Source organism: Streptomyces kanamyceticus (assembly GCF_008704495.1).
Lineage (GTDB): Bacteria > Actinomycetota > Actinomycetes > Streptomycetales > Streptomycetaceae > Streptomyces > Streptomyces kanamyceticus.
On sequence record NZ_CP023699.1, the window covers coordinates 4,530,822 to 4,550,164 of the forward strand.

The following is a 19,343-nucleotide window of genomic DNA, read 5'->3' on the forward strand; positions in this document are numbered from 1 at the left end:
TCCATTCGCGCTCATACGGTGGCTCCGAAGGTCAGCGGGATGTTGTCGATCAGTCGCGTGGAGCCGACCCTGGCGGCCACGGCGAGGACGGCGTCACCGCTGTGCCCCGGACGTACGTCGGTGAAGTCGGCGGGGTCGACGAGCGCCACGTAGTCGAGGCGCAGCGGGGGCCGCAGCCGGGCGGCCTCGTCGAGGACCTGCCGGGCCGCGGCGAGGACGGCCGCGGGCCCGCCGGTCGCGGCGGGCGCCCCCGACCGGGCCAGCGCGTGGGCGTCGGCGGCGGCGCGGGACTCGCCGATGGCGCTCAGGGCGACGGCACGCGCGTGCGTGGCGGGCGCGGTGGCGGCACGCGCGCGCAGGGCCTCCTGCGCGGCATGCCGGTCACGGCCCGCGAAGAGTGCCTGGGAGAGGGCGAGCGCGGTGCGGCGCTCGTCGGGGGCCAGGTAGCGGTTGCGGCTGGAGAGCGCCAGGCCGTCGTCCTCGCGGACGGTGGGGACGCCGACGATCTCCACGTCGAAGTTCAGGTCGCGCACCATGCGGCGGATCAGGGCGAGCTGCTGGGCGTCCTTCTGCCCGAACAGTGCCGCGTCGGGCCGGGTGAGGTGCAGCAGCTTGGCGACGACGGTGAGCATGCCGTCGAAGTGGCCGGGGCGCGTGGCGCCTTCGAGGACCGTGCCCATGGGGCCCGCGCCGATGCGGACCTGGGGCTCGCCGCCCGGGTAGACCTCGTCCACGGCAGGGGCGAACACGGCGTCCGCGCCCGCCTGCTCGGCGATCTTGAGGTCGGCTTCGAGGGTGCGCGGGTAGCGGTCGAGGTCCTCGCCCGCGCCGAACTGGAGGGGGTTCACGAAGACCGTGACGACGACCTCGCCCTCGGGGCCCGCGACACGGCGGGCGGCGCGGATCAGCGAGGCGTGCCCGTCGTGCAGGGCGCCCATGGTCATGACGACGGCCCGGCGTCCCGCACGCGCGCGCGTGCGCAAGGACTCGGCGGTGTGCAGGAGGGTGGTGCTCATCGGTTTCCCCCTTCGGAGCCGTTGGCCCCGCCCGCTCCGTTCGCGAGTACGCCGAGGAGGTCCTCGGCGAGCTCCGGCTTGAGCAGGCCGTGTGCGAGGGCGCGGTCGGCGGTGGCGCGGGCCATCGCCAGATATCCGGCGACGGTCTGCGGGGCGTGCTTGCGCAGCTCGGCGACGTGCGCGGCGACCGTGCCCGCGTCCCCGCGCGCGACGGGTCCGGTGAGCGCGGCGTCGCCGGAGCGCAGGGCGTTGTCGAGGGCGGCGCCGAGCAGCGGGCCGAGCATCCGGTCGGGGGCGGCCACGCCCGCGTCGCGGAGCAGCTCCATGGACTCGGCGACCAGCGTGACCAGGTGGTTCGCACCGAGGGCGAGGGCCGCGTGGTAGAGCGGGCGGCTCTCCTCGGCGATCCACTCGGGCTCGCCGCCCATCTCGATGACCAGGGCCTCTGCGGCGAGCCGCAGCTCCTCGGGCGCGGTCACGCCGAAGGAGCACCCGGCCAGGCGCTGTACGTCGACGGCGGTGCCGGTGAAGGTCATGGCGGGATGCAGCGCGAGCGGCAGGGCGCCCGCCCGCAGCGCGGGTTCGAGGACCTTGGTGCCGTACCTGCCCGAGGTGTGCACGAGCAGCTGGCCCGGACGCACGGCCCCGGTCTCCGCGAGGCCCTCGACGAGGCCGGGCAGGGCGTCGTCAGGGACGGTCAGGAGCACCAGGTCGGCCCTCTTGAGCACCTCGGCGGGCGGTACCAGGGGGACGTCGGGCAGCAGGGCGGCGGCGCGCCGTACGGAGGTGTCGGACACCCCGGAAGCGGCCACCGGACGGTGCCCCGCGAGCTGCAGCGACGCGGCGAGCGCGGGGCCCACGCGGCCCGCTCCCACGACGCCGACGGTGAGCCTCGCGGGACGGTCCCGCGGGTCTGGCTGATGCGATGCGTTCACGCGATGACGCCTTCCGTTCCAGTCCGCTCGGGGTACCGGACGATTTCTCGTCATGCTAACGCTATTGCTTGGCGCGGTGCCTTCCGCTGTCCACAGGCTGTGGTTATTCATGTGACCGGCGGCAGCGGACGGGCCATGCTCGGGGAATGACTGCGAACGACGCGGAACCAGAGCACTCCGAGGACCCTGAGCAGAGCCTGCCGGACCAGGAACAGGAACAGGAACAGGAGCAAGAGCAGGAGCAGGAGCGGGACCAGCGCGCCCGGCGTCGTACCGCCGCGCTGGGCGCCGCCCGGGCCCTGCACCGCTCGCCCCTGGACCCCTCCCTCACCGAGCGCCTCTCGGACCTGGCGGCCGCGGCCTCCGAGGTGACGGGGCCCGACGACCCCACGGACGTCTACGGAGACGGCGTCGTGGCCACCCTGGAGGAGGAGGTCGCCGCTCTGCTCGGCAAGGAGGCCGTCGCCTTCTTCCCGACCGGCACGATGGCGCAGCAGGTCGCCCTGCGCTGCTGGGCCGGGCGCACCGGGAACGCCACCGTCGCCCTGCACCCCTTGTCGCACCCCGAGCTCCACGAAGGGGGCGCCTTCCCCACGGTGAGCGGGCTGCGCACGGTGCATCCGACGCACGACCCCCGGCTGCCGACGGCGGACGAAGTGCGCGACCACGGGGAGCCGTTCGGGACGCTGATGCTCGAACTGCCGCTCCGGGACGCCGGTTTCGTCCTGCCGACCTGGCAGGAGCTGACGGAGGTCGTGGCGGCGGCCCGCGAACGGGACGCGGTCGTGCACTTCGACGGGGCCCGCCTGTGGGAGTGCGCGACGCACTTCGACCGTTCCCTCGCGGAGATCGCCGGGCTCGCGGACAGCGTGTACGTGTCGTTCTACAAGTCCCTGGGAGGGCTGAGCGGCGCCGCGCTCGCCGGTCCGCGCACGCTCGTCGACGAGGCGAGGGTGTGGCGCCACCGCTACGGGGGCCTGCTCTTCCAGCAGTTCCCGACGGCCGTCTCCGCGCTCCTCGGCCTGCGGCGCACGCTGCCCCGGCTGCCCGAGTACGTCACCCACGCGCGCGTGGTCGCCGAGGCGCTGCGCGAGGGTCTCGCGGAGAGCGTGGTGCCGTGGTCGCGCGTGCACCCCGACCCGCCGCACACGCATCAGTTCCAGGTCTGGCTGCCGTACGCGCCGGAGGTGCTGAACGAGGCTTCGGTCGGTCAGGCGGAGGAGACCAAGACCCTGCTCTTCGGGCGCTGGTTCGCGGACGGGCCGCCCGGCCTCTCGGTCACGGAGGTCACCGTGGCCGAGGCGGGCCTGGAGTGGACGGCCGACGACGTCAAGGAAGCGGTCGCGGAGTTCGTGCGGCGTATCGCTGCCTGAGCCGGTCGCCGTGGACGAACCGGGCCAGGGCGGCGCGCAGTCTGCCGCGGGCGGGGCGCTCCTGGACGACGGCGCGGAAGCGGCCGTAGTCGCGGACCTCGCGGACGGCCTGCCAGTCGTGCTGCCCGGGTGCGGGCGGCATCGGCTCGCCGTGCTGGGCGGCTCGGTAGGTGTCGAGCAGGTACTGCTGGGTGACGCTCATGATGGATCGCCTCTCGTAATAAATGGTACTTAACGGACACTGAAGGGTTCATTGGCCCCAGGTGCCGGAGCGGAGCCGGAACGGGGTGAGGGGTGAGGGGTGGGGAAGGCGCAGGGGAACGAGGAACGCGCGGGGAAGTGAGGAAGGGGTGGAGCGGGACGGGCCGCGGCGACGCTGGCGCGCTCCGTCCGATGACCACAGCCTGCTCCCGCGCCCCCTCCCCCGTCGCGTCGATTGACGGCGCTCGTCAATCGACGGCGGCGCTGTCAGTGGCGCGGTGCACCATGGGGTCATGAGCGTGAGCATCGACATCACCGGGCTTCCCCTGGAGCGGATCCATGTCGTGCCCTCGCCCCTGGCCGAGCTCGGCATGGCGCTGCACGCGCTGTCCGAGCCGGGTCACCACCCGGGGCTCCAGGGCTGGGCGACAGCCGTCTCCACGCGCCTCGACCCGTGCCTGGCGGACCGCATGTGCGAGGCCGACTTCCTGTGGCGCACGACGTTCTCGGACGTGTTCACGCCGTTCGCGGGACTCCCCGGGCAGAACGGGCTGCCCGGAGCCACGCTCGCCGAGGAGCTCGACCAGCTGGACAAGCTGTCCGACGAGCAGTTCGTGGACGCGGCCCTGGAGTTCACCTGCCAGTCGACGTACGCGGAGCCGGACCGCAATCTCCTGTCCGACCCCGCCGTGCGGCAGCGCGCCCTTGACCTGGCCGCCGCCCGCGGCCCGCTCCAGATGCGCTTCACCAAGCGGCTGCTCGACGATCCGCCGATCGTCCGCGCGTGGTTCCGCACGCTTCTGGAGGACTGCGAGGAGGCCTTCTTCGCCGACACCTGGGCCCGGGTGAGTCATCAACTGGCCGCGGACGCCCGGCACAAGACCGAGCTGCTGCGGCGCAAGGGCCTTCCGGAGGCGCTGCGGGCCATGTCCGGATCGGTGTCCCTGGACGAGAGCGGGCGGCTGATCACCGTCGACAAGATCAGCGTGGGCCGCACCACCACGGGCCAGGGAGGCCTGGTGATCGTCCCGACCAGCCTCGGCTGGCCGCACCTGTGGGTGCTGCACCGCAAGGGCTGGCAGGCCTCGATCACGTACCCCATCAGCTCCCCCGGCCTCACCTCGCCGCCCTCCGTGGAGCAGCTGACCCGCCGCATGGCCGCGCTCGCCCACCCGGTGCGGATGCGCCTGTGCCGCCACCTCGCGCGCGGGGCGTACACCACGAGCGAGCTGGCCGACGCGCACGGCATGACGGCTCCGGAGATATCCCGGCACCTGAGCGTCCTGAAGAAGGCGGACCTGGTCAGCACGCGCCGCCGCGGGCGCTATGTGCAGCACCAGTTGGACATCAGCGTGGTGTCCCGCCTCGGCAGCGACTTCATCGAGGGCGTCCTGCGCTAGGTACGGGAGTTCGGTACCGGAGCTAGGTACCGGAGTACCGGGGGTTACGGAAGTACCGGGGGTTAGCCCCACCCGGAACCCGGCGGTCAGCAGGATCGCCCCGGGTGATCGCCGACGGAAATGCTGGAGCCAGGCAGACGCCGCTGGTTTCCCGATATTTCCGTAGGAGTTGCTCGTGCGTGAGCAGGTATGGCAGAGGTCCCTTTCCACCGGGCGGCGACGGGGTGCCCGGCGCGGCACCGTGCGGGCCGCCACCGCGCTGGCCGTCGGCGTCGTGGCGATCGGCGTCCTGGGACAGCCCGCGGCATCCGCCGCCCACCGCCCGGACAGCGTCAAGGAGGGCCTGAACTCCCTGGTGCGCCAGGACGGCGTGCCCGCCGCGCTCGCGAGCGTCAAGGACGACAAGGGCCACACCCGTACGTACACCGCGGGCGTCGGCGACCTGGCCACCGGTGCGAAGGTGCCGAAGGACGGTCAGGTGCGGATCGGCAGCAACACCAAGACGTTCACCTCGGTGGTCGTGCTGCAGCTGGTCGACGAGGGGAAGGTCCGCCTCGACGCCCCGATCGAGGACTATCTGCCGGGCCTCGTGCGCGGGGAGGGCATCGACGGGCATAACATCACCATCCGCCACCTCCTGCAGCACACCAGCGGACTGCCCAACTACGTCAAGTACCTCGACCCCGAGCCCCGTTCCTACACCCCGCGCGAGCTCCTCGACCGCGCCCTCCAGCACAAGAAGGACTTCGACCCGGGGAAGAAGTGGGAGTACAGCAACACGAACTACGTGCTGGCCGGACTCCTCATCGAGAAGGTCACCAAGCACAGCGTCGCCCACGAGATCGGGCGGCGCGTCATCAAGCCCCTCGGGCTGCGCCACACCTACTTCCCCGCGCCCGGTGAGACGAAGATCCGGGAGGCCCACCCCAAGGGCTACGACAAGGACGCCTCGGGCGCCCCGCTCGACGTGACCGAATTCGACCCCTCCTGGGGCTGGTCGGCGGGCCAGATGGTCTCCACCAACTCCGACCTGAACCGGTTCGCCGCCGCGATCCTGGACGGCAGCCTCCTCTCGGACGCCCAGCTCGCCCAGATGCGGACCACCGTCTCCGCCGAGTACTTCGGCCCCGGCGCGCGCTACGGCCTCGGGCTCGTCAGCAAGCCGCTGTCCTGCGGCGGCGTCTACTGGGGCCACGGCGGCAGCATGACCGGATACGAGACCCGCGGCGGCGCCACCGAGGACGGCCGCGCCGCCAACGTCGCGGTGACCACCCAGCCGTCCGACGCGAACGTCATGAAGCACGTGGACCGCGTCGTGGACAAGGCCCTGTGCGCGAGCTGAACCACCGTCTCCGTAGGGCCCGTCCGGCGCGACGCCGGGCGGGCCCCAAGGCCTGTCCGGACAGGCCTTAGGCCGTGCCCCCGGCGCGCACCAGCCCCGTCTCGTACGCGAGGACGACCACCTGCACGCGGTCGCGCAGGTCCAGCTTCGTCAGGATCCGGCCGACGTGCGTCTTCACGGTCGCCTCCGAGAGGACGAGACGCCCCGCGATCTCGCCGTTCGACAGGCCCTGCGCGACCAGGATCATCACCTCGCGCTCGCGCCCCGTCAGGCGTTCGAGCTGCTTGTGCTGGGGCTGCCCCCCGGCGTTCGGCAGCATCGGCGCGAAGCGGTCGAGCAGGCGCCGCGTCGTGGACGGCGCGACCACCGCGTCACCGCTGTGCACCGAGCGGATCGCGGTGAGCAGCTCCCCCGGAGGCACGTCCTTGAGCATGAAGCCGGACGCACCGGCCTTCAGCCCGGAGAAGGCGTACTCGTCCAGGTCGAAGGTGGTCAGGATCAGCACCTTCGGCGGGTTGGGGCCCTGGCAGATGCGCCGGGTGGCCTCCACGCCGTCGAGCTTCGGCATGCGTACGTCCATCAGGACCACGTCGACCTTGGTCGCGCGCAGCACTTCGAGCGCCTCGACACCGTCGCCCGCCTCCGCGACGACCTCCATGTCCGGCTGGGCGTCGAGCACCATCCGGAACCCGGTGCGCAGCAGCACCTGGTCGTCGACGAGCATCACGCGGATCGACATCAAGGGGGGTCCCTTCGGGGAGCGGGCCGGTGACAGGTGTCATCGGCGGTCATCAATGTGCGGGCTTGAGCGGCAGCAGGGCGCTGATGCGGAAGCCCCCGCCGGGCCGCGGTCCCGCGTCCAGCGTGCCGCCGACCATACCGACGCGCTCGCGCATGCCGATCAGGCCGTGCCCGCTGCCGTCGGCGCCGCCGTCCTCGTACAGCTCGTGCGGGGCGCCCTTGCCGTCGTCCTCGACGAGCAGCCCGAGGCCGTCGTCGAAGTAGACGAGGCGCACGCTCGCACCGGCGTTCTCGCCGCCGTGCTTGCGGGTGTTGGTGAGCGCCTCCTGCACGATGCGGTACGCGGTGAGCTCCACGCCGCTGGGCAGCGGGCGCGGGGTGCCCTCGACCTTGAAGTCGACGGGCAGGCCCGCCGTGCGCACCTGTTCGATGAGCTCGTCGAGCTGCTCGACGTCGGGCTGCGGGACGTACTCGCCGCTCTCCTCGTGCTCCCCGGTGCGCAGCACGCCCAGCAGGCGGCGCATCTCGGCGAGGGCCTGGCGGCCGGTTCCTGAGATGGTCTCCAGGGCCTTCCTCGCCTGGTCGGGCGCGGTGTCCATGACGTACGCGGCGCCGTCGGCCTGCACCACCATCACCGAGACGTTGTGCGCGACGACGTCGTGCAGCTCGCGGGCGATCCTGGCCCGCTCGGCCGCCACCGCGACCTTGGACTGCGCCTCGCGCTCCTTCTCCAGGCGGTCGGCGCGCTCCTCCAGCTGGGCGAGGTAGGCCCGGCGGGTGCGGATGGAGTCGCCGAGCACCCAGGCGAGCGCGAACGGCACGATCTGGAACATCGTGAACAGGATGTGCCCGAAGGCGCTTATGTTCTCCGTGGGCCAGCGCATCATCGACAGCGGCGCCGCGCACAGGCCGCCGATCAGCGCGAACCGGGAGGCCCACTTCTCGCCGTCGGCCGCCGCCGTGTAGATGATCACGAGCATCGCGAAGTTCGCGGGCAGCGTCTCGACGTCGAAGATCAGCTGGGCGGTGCCGATCACCGCCGCGAGCACCAGCATCTGCTCGGTCGCCCGTCGGCGCAGCGCGACCACCAGGGACAGGCCGACGCACACGGGGATCGCCGCGATGTTCGGCTCGGCCCGCCCGCTGCCCTCGACCATGTAGAGCAGACTGATCCCGGAGATCCCGAACAGAACGAGACCCCAGAAGCCGTCGACCCACACGGGGTGTCTGCGGAGGAAGTCGTAGAGGCGCTGCACGTAACCCAGCGTAGGCAGGCCCACGGCACCCCGGGGTCAACCGAAGGTCCGATCCGTATCGAGCGCGTGTACTCCCCAAGGTGGAGGCCCGCTTAGCCTGCGGGATGTGACGAACGACAAAGAACCCGAGCCGACGGCACGGCGAGGCGGCTGGCGCACGGCCACGGAAACCGCCCTGTACGGCCCTGAGGGCTTCTATCGGAGCCCCGAGGGGCCCGCGGGTCACTTCCGTACGTCCGTGCACGCCTCGCCCCTCTACGCGGGCGCGGTGGCACTGCTCCTGCGCCGCGTGGACGACGCGCTCGACCACCCGGACGAGTTGGCGTTCGTCGACATGGGCGCGGGCCGCGGCGAGCTGACCGAGGGCGTCATCGCCGCGCTGCCCGCCGATGTGGCGGCACGCGTGCGTGCGTACGCGGTGGAGCGCGCGGAGCGTCCCGCCGGACTCGACCCGCGCATCGAGTGGCGGGCCGCTCCCCCGGGCGGCGTCACCGGACTGCTCTTCGCCAACGAGTGGCTGGACAACGTCCCCTTGGACGTCGTCGAGGTGGCCGCCGACGGCACGGTGCGCCGCGTCCTGGTCGACACCGAGGGCCGCGAGACGCTGGGCGGGCCCGTCGAAGGGGCGGACGCCGAGTGGCTCGCGCGCTGGTGGCCGCTGGCGCCCGAGCCCGGGCTTCGCGCGGAGATCGGCCTCCCCAGGGACCGGGCGTGGGCGGCCGCCGTGGCGACCCTCGCGCGCGGTGTCGCGGTGGCCGTGGACTACGCCCACCAGCGCGCGGCACGCCCGCCGTTCGGGACCCTCACGGGCTTCGCCGCGGGCCGCGGGACGACACCCGTGCCGGACGGCTCCTGCGACATCACCGCCCATGTGGCGCTGGACGCGTGCGCGCTCGACGGGGCCGCGCCGCTCACCCAGCGGGCGGCGCTCGGCGCGCTGGGCGTGAGCGGCGCCCGCCCGCCGCTGTCCCTGGCCTCCAGCGACCCCGCGGCCTACGTAAGGGCCCTCACGCGCGCGGGAGAGGCGGCGGAACTGACCGCGTCCGGCGGACTCGGGGACTTCGGATGGCTGGTGCAGCCCGTGGACCTGCCTCCGGACGCGCCCCTACTTGTCGATGTCGCCGACCACGAAGAAGAGTGATCCCAGGATCGCCACCATGTCCGCGACCAGCTGGCCGGGGAGCAGTTCGGCCAGGGCCTGGATGTTGTTGTACGAGGCGGAGCGCAGCTTCAGCCGGTACGGGGTCTTCTCGCCCTTGCTGACCAGGTAGTAGCCGTTGATCCCGAGCGGATTCTCGGTCCACGCGTACGTGTGGCCCTCGGGGGCCTTGAGGACCTTCGGCAGGCGCTGGTTGATCGGGCCCTGCGGCAGGTCGAAGAGCCGGTCCAGGCAGGCGTCCGCGAGGTCCAAGGCGACGTGGGTCTGCTCCAGGAGGCACTCGAAGCGGGCCAGACAGTCGCCCTCCTGCCGCGTGACGACCTTCAGGGTGTCCTGGAGTTCGCCGTACGCGAGGTAGGGCTCGTCGCGGCGCAGGTCGAAGTCGACTCCGGAGGCACGCGCGATGGGACCGCTCACTCCGTAGGCGTGCACCGCCTCGGGCGTGAGGACGCCGACGCCGCGCGTGCGGCCGCGGAAGATCTCGTTGCCGAGCACCAGACGGTCGTACACGTCCATGCGCGAGCGCACCGACGCGACGGCTTCGCGCGCGCGGGTGGTCCAACCCGCGGGCAGGTCCTCCTTGAGGCCGCCGACGCGGTTGAACATGTAGTGCATGCGGCCGCCGGAGACCTCCTCCATCACGTTCTGGAGCTCCTCGCGCTCGCGGAACGCGTGGAACACCGGAGTGATCCCGCCCAGTTCGAGGGGGTAGGAGCCGAGGAACATCAGGTGGTTGAGCACCCGGTTCAGCTCGGCGAGCAGCGTGCGCGTCCAGACCGCGCGCTCGGGCACCTCCATGCCGAGCATCCGCTCGACCGCGAGCACGACGCCCAGCTCGTTCGAGAACGCCGACAGCCAGTCGTGGCGGTTGGCCAGCATCACGATCTGCCGGTAGTCCCTGGCCTCGAAGAGCTTCTCCGCACCGCGGTGCATGTAGCCGATGACCGGCTCCGCGTGCTGGATGCGCTCGCCGTCAAGGACGAGGCGCAGCCGCAGCACACCGTGCGTGGACGGGTGCTGGGGGCCGATGTTGAGCACCATGTCGGTGCTCTCCGCCGCGCCGCCGATGCCGAGCGTGGTCTCCGTGGTGGTCTCCGTCGTGGGACTCATGCGCACAGTCTCTCGCACGCGCTCGCGTACGCGGCGGCCCCTTCGTCGTACGCGGCGGCCCCTTCGTCGTACGCGGCTGTCAGCGGCCGTACGTACGCTTGAGGCATGGAAACGGGGATGGTGGGGCCCGCAGGACCGGCACAGACGCGGGCGGAGCCGGTGTGGACCGGGCTGCCGCGGGGGCTGCTGAAGATGCGACGGCTCCTGCTGGTGGTCTGGCTCGTGCCGATGGCGATCGCGCTCGGCGTGCTGCTCGGGCTGTTCGCGGGCCCGGTCTGGGCGCTCTTCGCGCTGCTGCCGCTCGCCCTCGTGGTGTGGGGCTGGCCGATGCTGGGGCGGAACTGGCGCTCGTGGCGCTATGCCGAGCGCGCCGACGACCTGCTGATCAGCCGGGGCGTGCTGTGGCGCGAGGAGACCATCGTGCCGTACGGCCGCATGCAGCTCGTCGAGGTGACGTCGGGCCCCGTGGAGCGGTACTTCGGCCTCGCGGGCGTGCAGCTGCACACGGCGGCGGCCGCCACCGACGCGCGCATCCCCGGTCTGCTGCCCGAGGAGGCCGAGCGGCTGCGCGACCGGCTCACCGAGCTCGGCGAGGCCCGATCGGCGGGGCTGTGAACGAGGTGCGCCAGGCGACGGACGAGGAGCGCCCCGCGGCCGCCGAAGCGGTGCGGGAGCGGCGGCTGCACCCCGTCACGCCGCTGCGCCGCGCGTGGGCGCCGTTCGCCGTCGTGGTCGGCTGGGCGGTCCACGACCCGAGCGGCACCCAGCAGCGGGTCACCGAACTCCCCGTGCTGCAACTGCTCGCGGGCCTCGCCGTCGTTCTCGTCGGCGGCTCCGTCTACGGCGTCCTGAGCTGGTGGGTCACGCACTTCGCGGTCACCGACACCGAGCTGCGCATCCGCACCGGGCTGCTCTTCCGGCGCACCGCCCACATCCGGCTCGACCGGCTCCAGGCCGTCGACGTGACGCGGCCGCTGCTCGCCCGCGTCGCGGGCGTCGCCAAGCTCAAGCTGGACGTCGTCGGCACGGAGGACAAGGACGAACTGGCGTACCTCGGCGAGAAGGAGGCCACCGAGCTGCGGGCCGAACTCCTCGCGCGCGCCGCCGGATTCGCCCCCGAGGAGGCCCGCGAGGTCGGCGAGGCCCCGGTGCGCGGCCTGCTGCACGTGCAGCCGCGGATGCTCGCGATCTCGCTGCTGCTGACCGGCGCCCCCTGGGTGATGCTCGTCGCCGCGATCGTCGTGCCGTCCTTCCTCTGGTACGCGACGCACAACCTGTGGACGGTCCTCGCGACCGGACTGCCCATGCTGGGCGGCGCGTTCGCGAGCAGCGCGGGCCGCTTCATCGGGGAGTACGACTGGACGGTGGGCGAGTCCCCGGACGGCCTGCGCATCGACCACGGGCTGCTCGACAAGGCGCACGAGACGGTGCCGCCGGGACGCGTGCAGACGGTGCACATCGTGCAGCCGCTGCTGTGGCGGCGGTTCGGCTGGGTGCGCGTGGAACTCGACGTGGCGGGCTCGGACAACAGCGTCCTGGTGCCGGTCGCCCCCCGGGAGCTCGCGGAGTCGGTGATCGGGCGGATCCTGCCGGGCGTCCGGGTGCCGGAGCCCGACGAGCTGAGCCGTCCGCCCGCGCGCGCGGCGTGGTGCCTGCCGCTGTGGTGGAAGGGGTACGGAGTGGCCGTCACCGACGCGGTCTTCGCCGCCCGCCACGGCCTGCTCAAGCGCCGCCTCTCACTGGTCCCCCACGCGAAGGTGCAGAGCGTGCGGCTCTCACAGGGCCCCTGGGAACGCTACAAGGGCGTTGCCGACGTACTGGTGGACACAGGCGCGGGCAAAACAGTCACAGCCCGCCTACGCCCGACCCCAGAGGCAACAGAACTCCTCCACGCCCAGGCAGACCGCTCCCGCACGGGCCGCAGAGAAGCGACTCCGGATCGGTGGATGGCTTCGTAGGGGCGGGGGGCCCGTAGGGGGCGCGGGGCCGGGCGGGCCCCGCAAGAGGGGCGGGGGCCGGTGAGCCCCGCAAGAGGCGCCGGGGCCGGTGAGCCCCGCAAGGGGGCGGGGCTCGTGAGCCCTACAAGGACCGCAGGGGTCGGCGAGCCCCGCAAGAGGGGCGGGTGCCGGTGAGCCCCGTAGAGAGCACGGGCCGGTGAGCCCCGCAAGAGGGCGGGGCTCGTGAGCCCTACAAGGACCGCAGGGGTCGGCGAGCCCCGCAAGAGGGGCGGGTGCCGGTGAGCCCCGTAGAGAGCACGGGCCGGTGAGCCCCGCAAGGGGCGCCCGCACCGACGGGCCCCGTAAGGGGCGCGGGGAACTGCGCGACCAGCCACAGCGCCCCCGCAGAGCCCCACAACGACCAAACCCACGAACCAGGCCCGAGGCCAGGCCCGGCACGGGCCAACACGCCCCCGGGGCGACCCCGGTGCGGACCGACCCCGAACCGCTCAACCCAGCAGCGCGCTCCGCAACCCCGCCACGTCAATCTGCTCGGTCTCGTCATGGGCCGTCAGGTCGATGACCTGACCCACACCGCGCTCGGCGTCACCCTCGGGCGCGGGCTTGAACTCCGCCTCGGCCTCGGCCTTGTGGACGGCGAGGGCCTCCTCGCCCACCACGTCGGCCAGGTCCTCGTTCTGCACCGACTCCAGCGCGGCGGGCGCCGCCCCCTTCGTACCGAAGAAGTCGAAGCCGCCCTGCGGCACCGGACGTCGCGCCTGCACGGGCGGCGCGACGGCGACCGCGCGCTCGTGCCCGCCGTATCCGTCGGCCGCCCCGGACTTCCCCCGCGCGTCGCCGCCTTCCGCTTCGGCGGACCCCGCGGATTCCGACCCCGCGGATTCCGGCGCGGCGGTGGCGCGCGGACGCGGAGCCAGCCGGTCGAGCGCCGCGTTGGCCCGCAGGAAGAGCGAGGGAGTCGGGCTCGTACCCGGCCGCACGGCGGACGGGGAGGAGTCCTTTTCAGAAGCGTGCTCGGCCCGCTCGACCTTGGCACCACCCGCCGCCGGAACGGCCTCCGTACGCCCACCCGTCCCCGGCGCCCCCGCACGCACCGCGGGCACCAGATCGACCGCACCCGGAACGAGCTCCTCGGCACCGGAGTCAGCACCACCCGCACGCGGCAACGCGGGCGCCGCCGAAGACGCCTCTATGGCGAGCAGCCTGCGCCCTTCGAGGGCACTGGCCCGCTCGGTCTCCGCGGTGGCGTACCGCCGCAGCAGCGCCGCGTGTTCGTTGCGGAGCGCGGCCAGCTCGGCACGCTTGGCGCGCAGCTTGTTCTCCAGCTTGCCCCGCAGCTCGCGGGACTCCTCGAGGTCGGACTCGGCCTCGGCTATCCGTTCCTCATGACGCCACTCTTCGCTCGCGCGGGCCCGGCCCAGTTCGGCGACGCGTTTGCCTGCCGACTGGTCCCAGCGCCGCATGACGACCGAGCCCACGACGGCAGCGGCGGCCGCGGCCGCGACGAGCCCGCGGAGCACGACCGGTTCCGCGAACATCCAGGCGCCGCCGGCGCAGAGAACGGAGACACCGGCAACCGTCGAGGGAGGAAGCAGCCTGTGCAGGGGTGGGGAATGGCGGTGACGTCCACGTGGCATGGCCAGAAACTTACCGCGCGTAGGCGAAGTCTGGTGCCCCGGCCACCAAAATGCCGGTGCCACAACCGTAACTCGCCACAACTCCCCGCCCCTCCCCCGCTTTGCTTCAGCGCTCAACTTCCGCTTCGGCCGCGGAACTTCTCCGGAATTCCAAGATCAACTTCGAGATCGGAGCCTCGACTTCCGGATTAGCTCCTTACTTCCCGGTCAGGACTTCCGGTTCGGGAACTCCCCGGTCAGGACTCCCCGATCAGGACTTCCCGATCAGCCCCTTCGACTCCAGATAGTCCTTCGCGACATCCGCTTCCTTCTGCCGCTCCTCGTCGACCTTCCGGTTGAGTTCGATGAGGTCGTCCGTCGTGAGCGTCTTCGTCAGCTTCGCGAGCGCGGTGGCTATGTCCTTGTCGCCCGCGTCCTTGGCGTTCACCACGGGCAGGATGTTGTCCGCGTTCTGCAGCTTCTTGTCGTCCTCGAGGATCACGAGGTCGAAGTTCTTCAGTGTCGCGTCGGTCGTCGTGGTCAGCACCAACTGGTCCGTGCCGTTCTTCACGGCCTGCTTGGACTGCGTGGTGCCGACGCCCTTGGGGTCGATTCCGGTGACATCGATCCCGTACTTCTTCTCGAGCCCAGGCGCGCAGAACGGCCTGGACTCGCATTCGTCACTCGCCGCGATCTTGACCTTCTCGCCCGACTTGCCGAGATCGGAAAGCGTCTTGAGCTTGTGCTCCTTGGCGTAATCCGCCGACACCGCGAACGCGTTCTGGTCGACCGCGTCCCCGGCCGGAAGGACCTTCAGGCCCTGCGGCTCCGCGAGCTTCTTCAGGGCGGCCACGGTGGCGTCGGCATCACTGGACGCGACGGGCTTCGCCTTCGGGCCGTTCTTCTCGAGGTTGAGGAATTCCGCGAGCGTGGCCGCGTATTCGGGCGCGATGTCGATCGAGCCCTTCTTCAGCTCGGGCTTGTAGATCTCGCGGTTCTGCACGGTCTTGACCTGCGCGTCATATCCCGCGTCCTTCAGGAGACCCACATAGAGCTCGGCGAGCACCTTCTGCTCGGTGAACCGCGCCGAACCCACCACCAGCGAGCCCTTCTTGTCACCGCCCGCCTTGTCCGATCCCCCGTCCTTGTTCTCCAGGCTGTCCCCGCCGCACGCGGCGAGCCCAGCGGTCAGGGCCACGACGGCCGCGGCCGCCCCCGCCATCCGTCGCGCGCGACGCGTTGTGCTGTTCATCGGTGAACCACCATTTCGAAAGGAATCAGAAAACCGAACCGCCGGACTCACCGCGCGGCCTCGCCACTCGCCCGCGTCCCCCTGCGCGGGTCGAAGAGCCGCCCCACCAGGACAAGCACCCCCTCGACGAGGAGCGCGAGGAGCGCCACCAGGAGCGCGCCCGCGACCACTTGGGGCGTGTTCTGCAGGTTGAACCCGGCCGTGATGATCCGGCCCAGGCCGCCCTCGCCCGCCATCGCGGCGAGCGTGGCCGTCGCGACGACCTGCACGCCCGCGGACCGTACGCCCGTCATGATCAGCGGGTACGCCAGCGGCAGCTCGACCCGGGCGAACAGCTGGCCGCCGCTCATGCCCATGCCGCGCGCGGCCTCCACCACCGCCCGGTCCACCTCGCGCATCCCGAGGTAAGCATTGGTGAGCAGCGGCGGCACCGCGAAGAGGACCAGCGCGATCAGCGTCGGCGCGTCCCCGTGCTCGCCGAGCGGGGTGAGCGTGAGCAGGATGAGGAGGGCCAGCGTGGGCACCGCGCGGCCGATGTTGGAGATGTTGACCGCGAGGGCGCCGCCCTTGCCGATGTGGCCGAGGTACAGCGCGAGGGGCAGCGCGATCACGCAGGCGACGGCGAGCGTGACCCCGCTGAAGTACAGGTGCTCGGCCAGGCGGTGCCACACCCCCTTCTCGCCCTGCCAGTTGGCGCCCGTGGTCAGCCAGTCGTACGCGCCGGTGATCTCGTTCATGCGGGTTCAGCCACCTTGGCCACGGCCGCCTCGCGGTCGGCACGGCTCGTGCGTATTCGGTGGACGCGGGTCCACGGCGTCAGCCAGCGCTGCAGGCCGAGCAGCAGCACGTCGGCGACGATCGCGAGGAGCACGCAGAGCACGGACGCGGTGAGCACCTGGGCCTTGAAGGTCGTGTCGAGGCCGTCGAGGATCAGCGTGCCGAGGCCGCCGTAGTCCACGATGGCGCCGACGGTGGTCAGGGCGACGGTGGAGACCGTGGTAATGCGGACACCGGCGAGCAGGGCGGGCAGCGCGAGCGGCAGCTCCACCTCCCACAGGAGGCGCAGCGGTCCGTACCCCATGCCCTTGGCCGCGTCCCGCGCCTCGTCGGGCACGGCCTGCAGACCGGCCAGGATGTTCCGCACGAGGACCGTGAGCGAATACAGGACGAGGCCCGTGACGACCAGGGAGACGGAGAGCCCGAAGAACGGCAGCAGCAGCGAGAACATGGCGAGCGAAGGCACTGTGTAGAGCACGGTCGTCACGCCGAGGATCGGTCCCGCCAGGAAGCGCCAGCGCCGCGCGAGCAGTGCGAGCGGCAGGGATATCGCGAGCCCGATCGCGACCGAGGCGAGCGTGATCCCGACGTGCTGGAGGGTCGCGTCGATCAATTCCTGGCTGCGGGTGCGGAGATACTCCCCGCAGATCCAGTCATTCGTCACCAGACAGTTCTGCTGCGCCACGCGCCCCACCTCCCCCGAATCCCCGGACGTATGCCGTACACACGTCCCCCCGTGTCTGGCGACCCTAACGCGAGGCACTGACAATCGCCGAGACTCGTTGTAGGGCCGAAACACGGCCTTCACGCAAAGCCCGTCACCGCCCGCCACAATGGGGAAACATGATCCGGTTCGAGCACGTCACCAAGCGGTACGCGGACGGCACCACGGCCGTCGACGATCTGTCCTTCGAGGTCGCCGAGGGTGAACTGGTCACGCTCGTCGGCCCGTCGGGCTGCGGCAAGACCACGACGATGAAGATGGTGAACCGGCTCATCGAGCCGAGCGAGGGCCGGATACTCGTCGAGGGCGACGACATATCCGACATCGACCCGGTCCAACTCCGGCGCCGCATCGGCTACGTCATCCAGCAGGTCGGCCTCTTCCCGCACAAGACGGTCCTGGAGAACACCGCGACCGTCCCCCATCTCCTGGGCGTCAAGCGCGGCAAGGCCCGCGAGCGCGCCGCCGAGCTCCTCGACCTGGTCGGCCTCGACCCCGCCGTCTTCGGCGACCGCTACCCCGAGCAGCTCTCCGGCGGCCAGCGCCAACGCGTCGGCGTGGCCCGCGCCCTGGCGGCCGATCCGCCGGTGCTCCTGATGGACGAGCCGTTCGGCGCGGTCGACCCCGTGGTGCGCGAGCACCTCCAGAACGAGTTCCTCCGCCTCCAGCAGGCCGTGCGCAAGACCGTGCTCTTCGTCACGCACGACATCGAGGAGGCGGTCCGCCTCGGTGACCGCATCGCCGTCTACGGGCAGGGCCGCATCGAGCAGTTCGACACCCCCTCGACCGTCCTCGGCGCCCCCGCCAACGACTACGTGGCGGACTTCGTGGGCGCGGACCGCGGCCTCAAGCGGCTCTCCGTGACCCCGATCGAGGAGGGCGACCTGGAGCAGCCGCCCGTGGTGCACCTCGACGACCCGCTGCCCAAAGAGCTCGACGCCCGCTGGGCCGTCGTCCTGGACGGCGAGAACAACCTGCACGGCTGGATCTCCGCCGAGCACGCGCGCGTGGAGAGCGGCACGGTCCGCGAGCACGCGCGGCGCATGGAGGCCTGGCTGCCGGTCGGCGCGAGCCTCAAGCAGGCGTTCGCGACGATGCTGCAGCACGACGCGGGCTGGATCGCGGTCATCGACAAGGACAGCGAGGGCCGCTTCCTCGGGGTGCTCACACCGGCCAGGCTGCACGAGGCGCTGCGCCGCTCCACGGCGGCGGACGCGCGCGCCATCGCGCGCGACGAGGTCCAGCTGGAGACGGTCACCAAGGTGTGAGGGAGCTCACCCGGCGGCGCGCAGCGCTCAGTTGTCGCTCAGGCGGCCGCTGATCCACTGCAGGGTCGCCGGGATCTCCCGGCGCCAGGTGTTGAAGTTGTGGCCGCCGCTGTCGAGCGTGATCGACGAGATCCGCGTGGGGGCCTTCACCTTGTCGATGAACTTCAAGGTGTCGTGGTAGTTGCTCTCGCCCGTCTTGCTGCTGCTCACCAGCAGGGAGGTCTTGGGCGGCGGCATGTGCTCCAGGTACCAGTTGAGGTTGGCGCGCTGCTCCAACTCCTTGTCACCGTGGAAGAGATCGCCCGTGGTGACGTCGATGGGCGCCTTGTAGTACGCGGAAAGGCCCGCGCCCGCGGCGTACCTGTCGGGGTGGTGCATGGCCAGCTTCAGGGCGCAGTAGCCGCCGGTGGAGTCGCCGATGATGCCCCAGTTGTCGGCCTTGGTGCCCACCCTGTAGTGGCCCGAGATCGCGGTGGGCAGGTCCTTGGCGAAGAAGGTCTCGGTCTGCGGACCGCCGGGGATGTCCACGCACTCGGTGTCCCTGGGCGGCGCCACGGTCGGCCGCATCATGATCAGGATCATCGGCTGCATCTTGCCGCTGGCGGCCTGCCGGTGGGCGGTCTGCGGGTAGTGCAGGCCCTTGATGAGCGCTTCCGCGGTGCCCGGGTAGCCGGTGAGGACGACGGAGGCGGGGAACTTGCGGTTCTTGTACTGCGGCTGGAAGTACTCGGGCGGCAGGTAGACGTAGGCGGGGCTGGCTATGTTCGATGCCTTGCCGCCGATGTCGACCTTCTGGATCTGGCCGCCGGTGGCGGGCCTGCTGCCGCCGGGCACGTTCACCGGCTGGGTGTCGAGGACCTTGACGGGACCCTCGCCCTTGGCCGGGTCGTGGTCCACCACCACGCCGGGGCTCGTCTCCTGGCCGAAGAGGTCGGCCCAGGTGGCGTAGAAGCCGAACGCCTGGTTCGCGGAGAGGCCGATCGATGCGAAGATCGCGATCTGCGTGGCGATCAGCAGTCCCACTCGTCCGGTGATGGCTTTCCAGGACTGGCGCGCGAGGCGCGGCCAGAGCCATATAGTGCCGACGAAGAGCAGAACGGCCAGCAAGACCGCAAGGGTCAGGACCTTGTTGCTCGTGAGTCCCATGGGGTGTTCCTGCCTGCACTTTCTACCGTTGCCCGGCTTTGCCGTGGCCTGCCGGACCGTGACCGAACC

Annotated in this window: 18 protein-coding genes; 7 read left to right on the plus strand and 11 right to left on the minus strand. The window is 71.6% G+C overall.

Features of this window, described 5'->3' with window-relative positions:
• Positions 1–11 precede the first annotated feature (11 nt).
• A complete protein-coding gene (gene panC / locus CP970_RS18930) occupies positions 12–1,016 on the minus strand; it encodes a pantoate--beta-alanine ligase (RefSeq protein WP_055556289.1) in 1,005 nt (334 codons plus the stop codon).
• Positions 1,013–2,005, minus strand: a complete 993-nt coding sequence (locus tag CP970_RS18935) for a Rossmann-like and DUF2520 domain-containing protein (RefSeq protein ID WP_398655366.1) — start codon at positions 2,003–2,005, stop codon at positions 1,013–1,015. The genes panC and CP970_RS18935 overlap by 4 nt, the downstream gene beginning before the upstream one ends.
• A 92-nt stretch (positions 2,006–2,097) precedes the next feature.
• On the opposite strand from CP970_RS18935, the gene CP970_RS18940 reads away from it, so the two are divergent.
• Positions 2,098–3,324 (plus strand): threonine aldolase family protein, encoded by a 1,227-nt coding sequence (locus tag CP970_RS18940; RefSeq protein WP_079044040.1) that lies wholly within the window; start codon positions 2,098–2,100, stop codon positions 3,322–3,324.
• On the opposite strand, the gene CP970_RS18945 is transcribed toward CP970_RS18940, so the two are convergent.
• Complete coding sequence (locus CP970_RS18945) at positions 3,281–3,526, minus strand: hypothetical protein (RefSeq protein WP_055556293.1); 246 nt, start codon at positions 3,524–3,526, stop codon at positions 3,281–3,283. The genes CP970_RS18940 and CP970_RS18945 overlap by 44 nt on opposite strands.
• 292 nt (positions 3,527–3,818) lie before the next feature.
• On the opposite strand from CP970_RS18945, the gene CP970_RS18950 reads away from it, so the two are divergent.
• Positions 3,819–4,925, plus strand: coding sequence for a DUF5937 family protein (locus CP970_RS18950; RefSeq protein ID WP_055552323.1), 1,107 nt, complete (start codon positions 3,819–3,821; stop codon positions 4,923–4,925).
• Positions 4,926–5,100: 175 nt separating this feature from the next.
• Complete coding sequence (locus CP970_RS18955; RefSeq protein WP_398655369.1) at positions 5,101–6,267, plus strand: serine hydrolase domain-containing protein; 1,167 nt, start codon at positions 5,101–5,103, stop codon at positions 6,265–6,267.
• A 67-nt stretch (positions 6,268–6,334) separates the two neighbouring features.
• Here CP970_RS18955 and CP970_RS18960 read toward each other — a convergent pair whose 3' ends face one another.
• Both CP970_RS18960 and CP970_RS18965 read right to left on the minus strand, forming a co-directional pair.
• The gene (locus CP970_RS18960) at positions 6,335–7,006 is read right to left on the minus strand and encodes a response regulator transcription factor (RefSeq protein WP_055552319.1); all 672 of its coding nucleotides are present in this window, start codon (positions 7,004–7,006) and stop codon (positions 6,335–6,337) included.
• 52 nt (positions 7,007–7,058) lie between these two features.
• Positions 7,059–8,264 carry a sensor histidine kinase gene (locus CP970_RS18965; RefSeq protein WP_055552325.1) on the minus strand — a complete coding sequence of 402 codons (1,206 nt, stop codon included), beginning with the start codon at positions 8,262–8,264 and terminating at the stop codon, positions 7,059–7,061.
• A gap of 106 nt (positions 8,265–8,370) precedes the next feature.
• On the opposite strand from CP970_RS18965, the gene CP970_RS18970 reads away from it, so the two are divergent.
• The gene (locus tag CP970_RS18970) at positions 8,371–9,405 is read left to right on the plus strand and encodes an SAM-dependent methyltransferase (protein WP_055552317.1); all 1,035 of its coding nucleotides are present in this window, start codon (positions 8,371–8,373) and stop codon (positions 9,403–9,405) included.
• Here CP970_RS18970 and CP970_RS18975 read toward each other — a convergent pair.
• Positions 9,370–10,533 (minus strand): NADH-quinone oxidoreductase subunit D, encoded by a 1,164-nt coding sequence (locus CP970_RS18975; RefSeq protein WP_055552316.1) that lies wholly within the window; start codon positions 10,531–10,533, stop codon positions 9,370–9,372. The genes CP970_RS18970 and CP970_RS18975 overlap by 36 nt on opposite strands.
• Positions 10,534–10,638: 105 nt before the next feature.
• Between CP970_RS18975 and CP970_RS18980 the strand changes: the two genes are divergently transcribed.
• Both CP970_RS18980 and CP970_RS18985 read left to right on the plus strand, forming a co-directional pair.
• The gene (locus tag CP970_RS18980) at positions 10,639–11,148 is read left to right on the plus strand and encodes a PH domain-containing protein (RefSeq protein WP_055552314.1); all 510 of its coding nucleotides are present in this window, start codon (positions 10,639–10,641) and stop codon (positions 11,146–11,148) included.
• Positions 11,145–12,491, plus strand: coding sequence for a PH domain-containing protein (locus CP970_RS18985; RefSeq protein WP_150493584.1), 1,347 nt, complete (start codon positions 11,145–11,147; stop codon positions 12,489–12,491). Before CP970_RS18980 ends, CP970_RS18985 begins: the two co-directional genes overlap by 4 nt.
• 488 nt (positions 12,492–12,979) lie before the next feature.
• Here the strand turns inward: CP970_RS18985 and CP970_RS18990 are convergent, their stop codons facing one another.
• The 4 genes from CP970_RS18990 to CP970_RS19005 all read right to left on the minus strand — a co-directional run bounded on the left by CP970_RS18990 (position 12,980) and on the right by CP970_RS19005 (position 16,821).
• Entirely contained in the window at positions 12,980–14,128 is a 1,149-nt protein-coding gene (locus CP970_RS18990; RefSeq protein ID WP_079043666.1) for a hypothetical protein, read from the minus strand.
• Positions 14,129–14,378: 250 nt separating this feature from the next.
• Complete coding sequence (locus tag CP970_RS18995) at positions 14,379–15,359, minus strand: ABC transporter substrate-binding protein (protein ID WP_055549801.1); 981 nt, start codon at positions 15,357–15,359, stop codon at positions 14,379–14,381.
• Between the two features lie 47 nt (positions 15,360–15,406).
• Entirely contained in the window at positions 15,407–16,096 is a 690-nt protein-coding gene (locus CP970_RS19000; RefSeq protein ID WP_055549803.1) for an ABC transporter permease, read from the minus strand.
• A complete protein-coding gene (locus CP970_RS19005; protein WP_055549805.1) occupies positions 16,093–16,821 on the minus strand; it encodes an ABC transporter permease in 729 nt (242 codons plus the stop codon). Before CP970_RS19005 ends, CP970_RS19000 begins: the two co-directional genes overlap by 4 nt.
• A gap of 158 nt (positions 16,822–16,979) precedes the next feature.
• Between CP970_RS19005 and CP970_RS19010 the strand changes: the two genes are divergently transcribed.
• A complete protein-coding gene (locus CP970_RS19010) occupies positions 16,980–18,128 on the plus strand; it encodes an ABC transporter ATP-binding protein (protein ID WP_055549807.1) in 1,149 nt (382 codons plus the stop codon).
• A 27-nt stretch (positions 18,129–18,155) separates the two neighbouring features.
• Here CP970_RS19010 and CP970_RS19015 read toward each other — a convergent pair whose 3' ends face one another.
• Complete coding sequence (locus CP970_RS19015) at positions 18,156–19,274, minus strand: alpha/beta hydrolase (RefSeq protein ID WP_055549809.1); 1,119 nt, start codon at positions 19,272–19,274, stop codon at positions 18,156–18,158.
• Between the last annotated feature and the right edge of the window lie 69 nt (positions 19,275–19,343).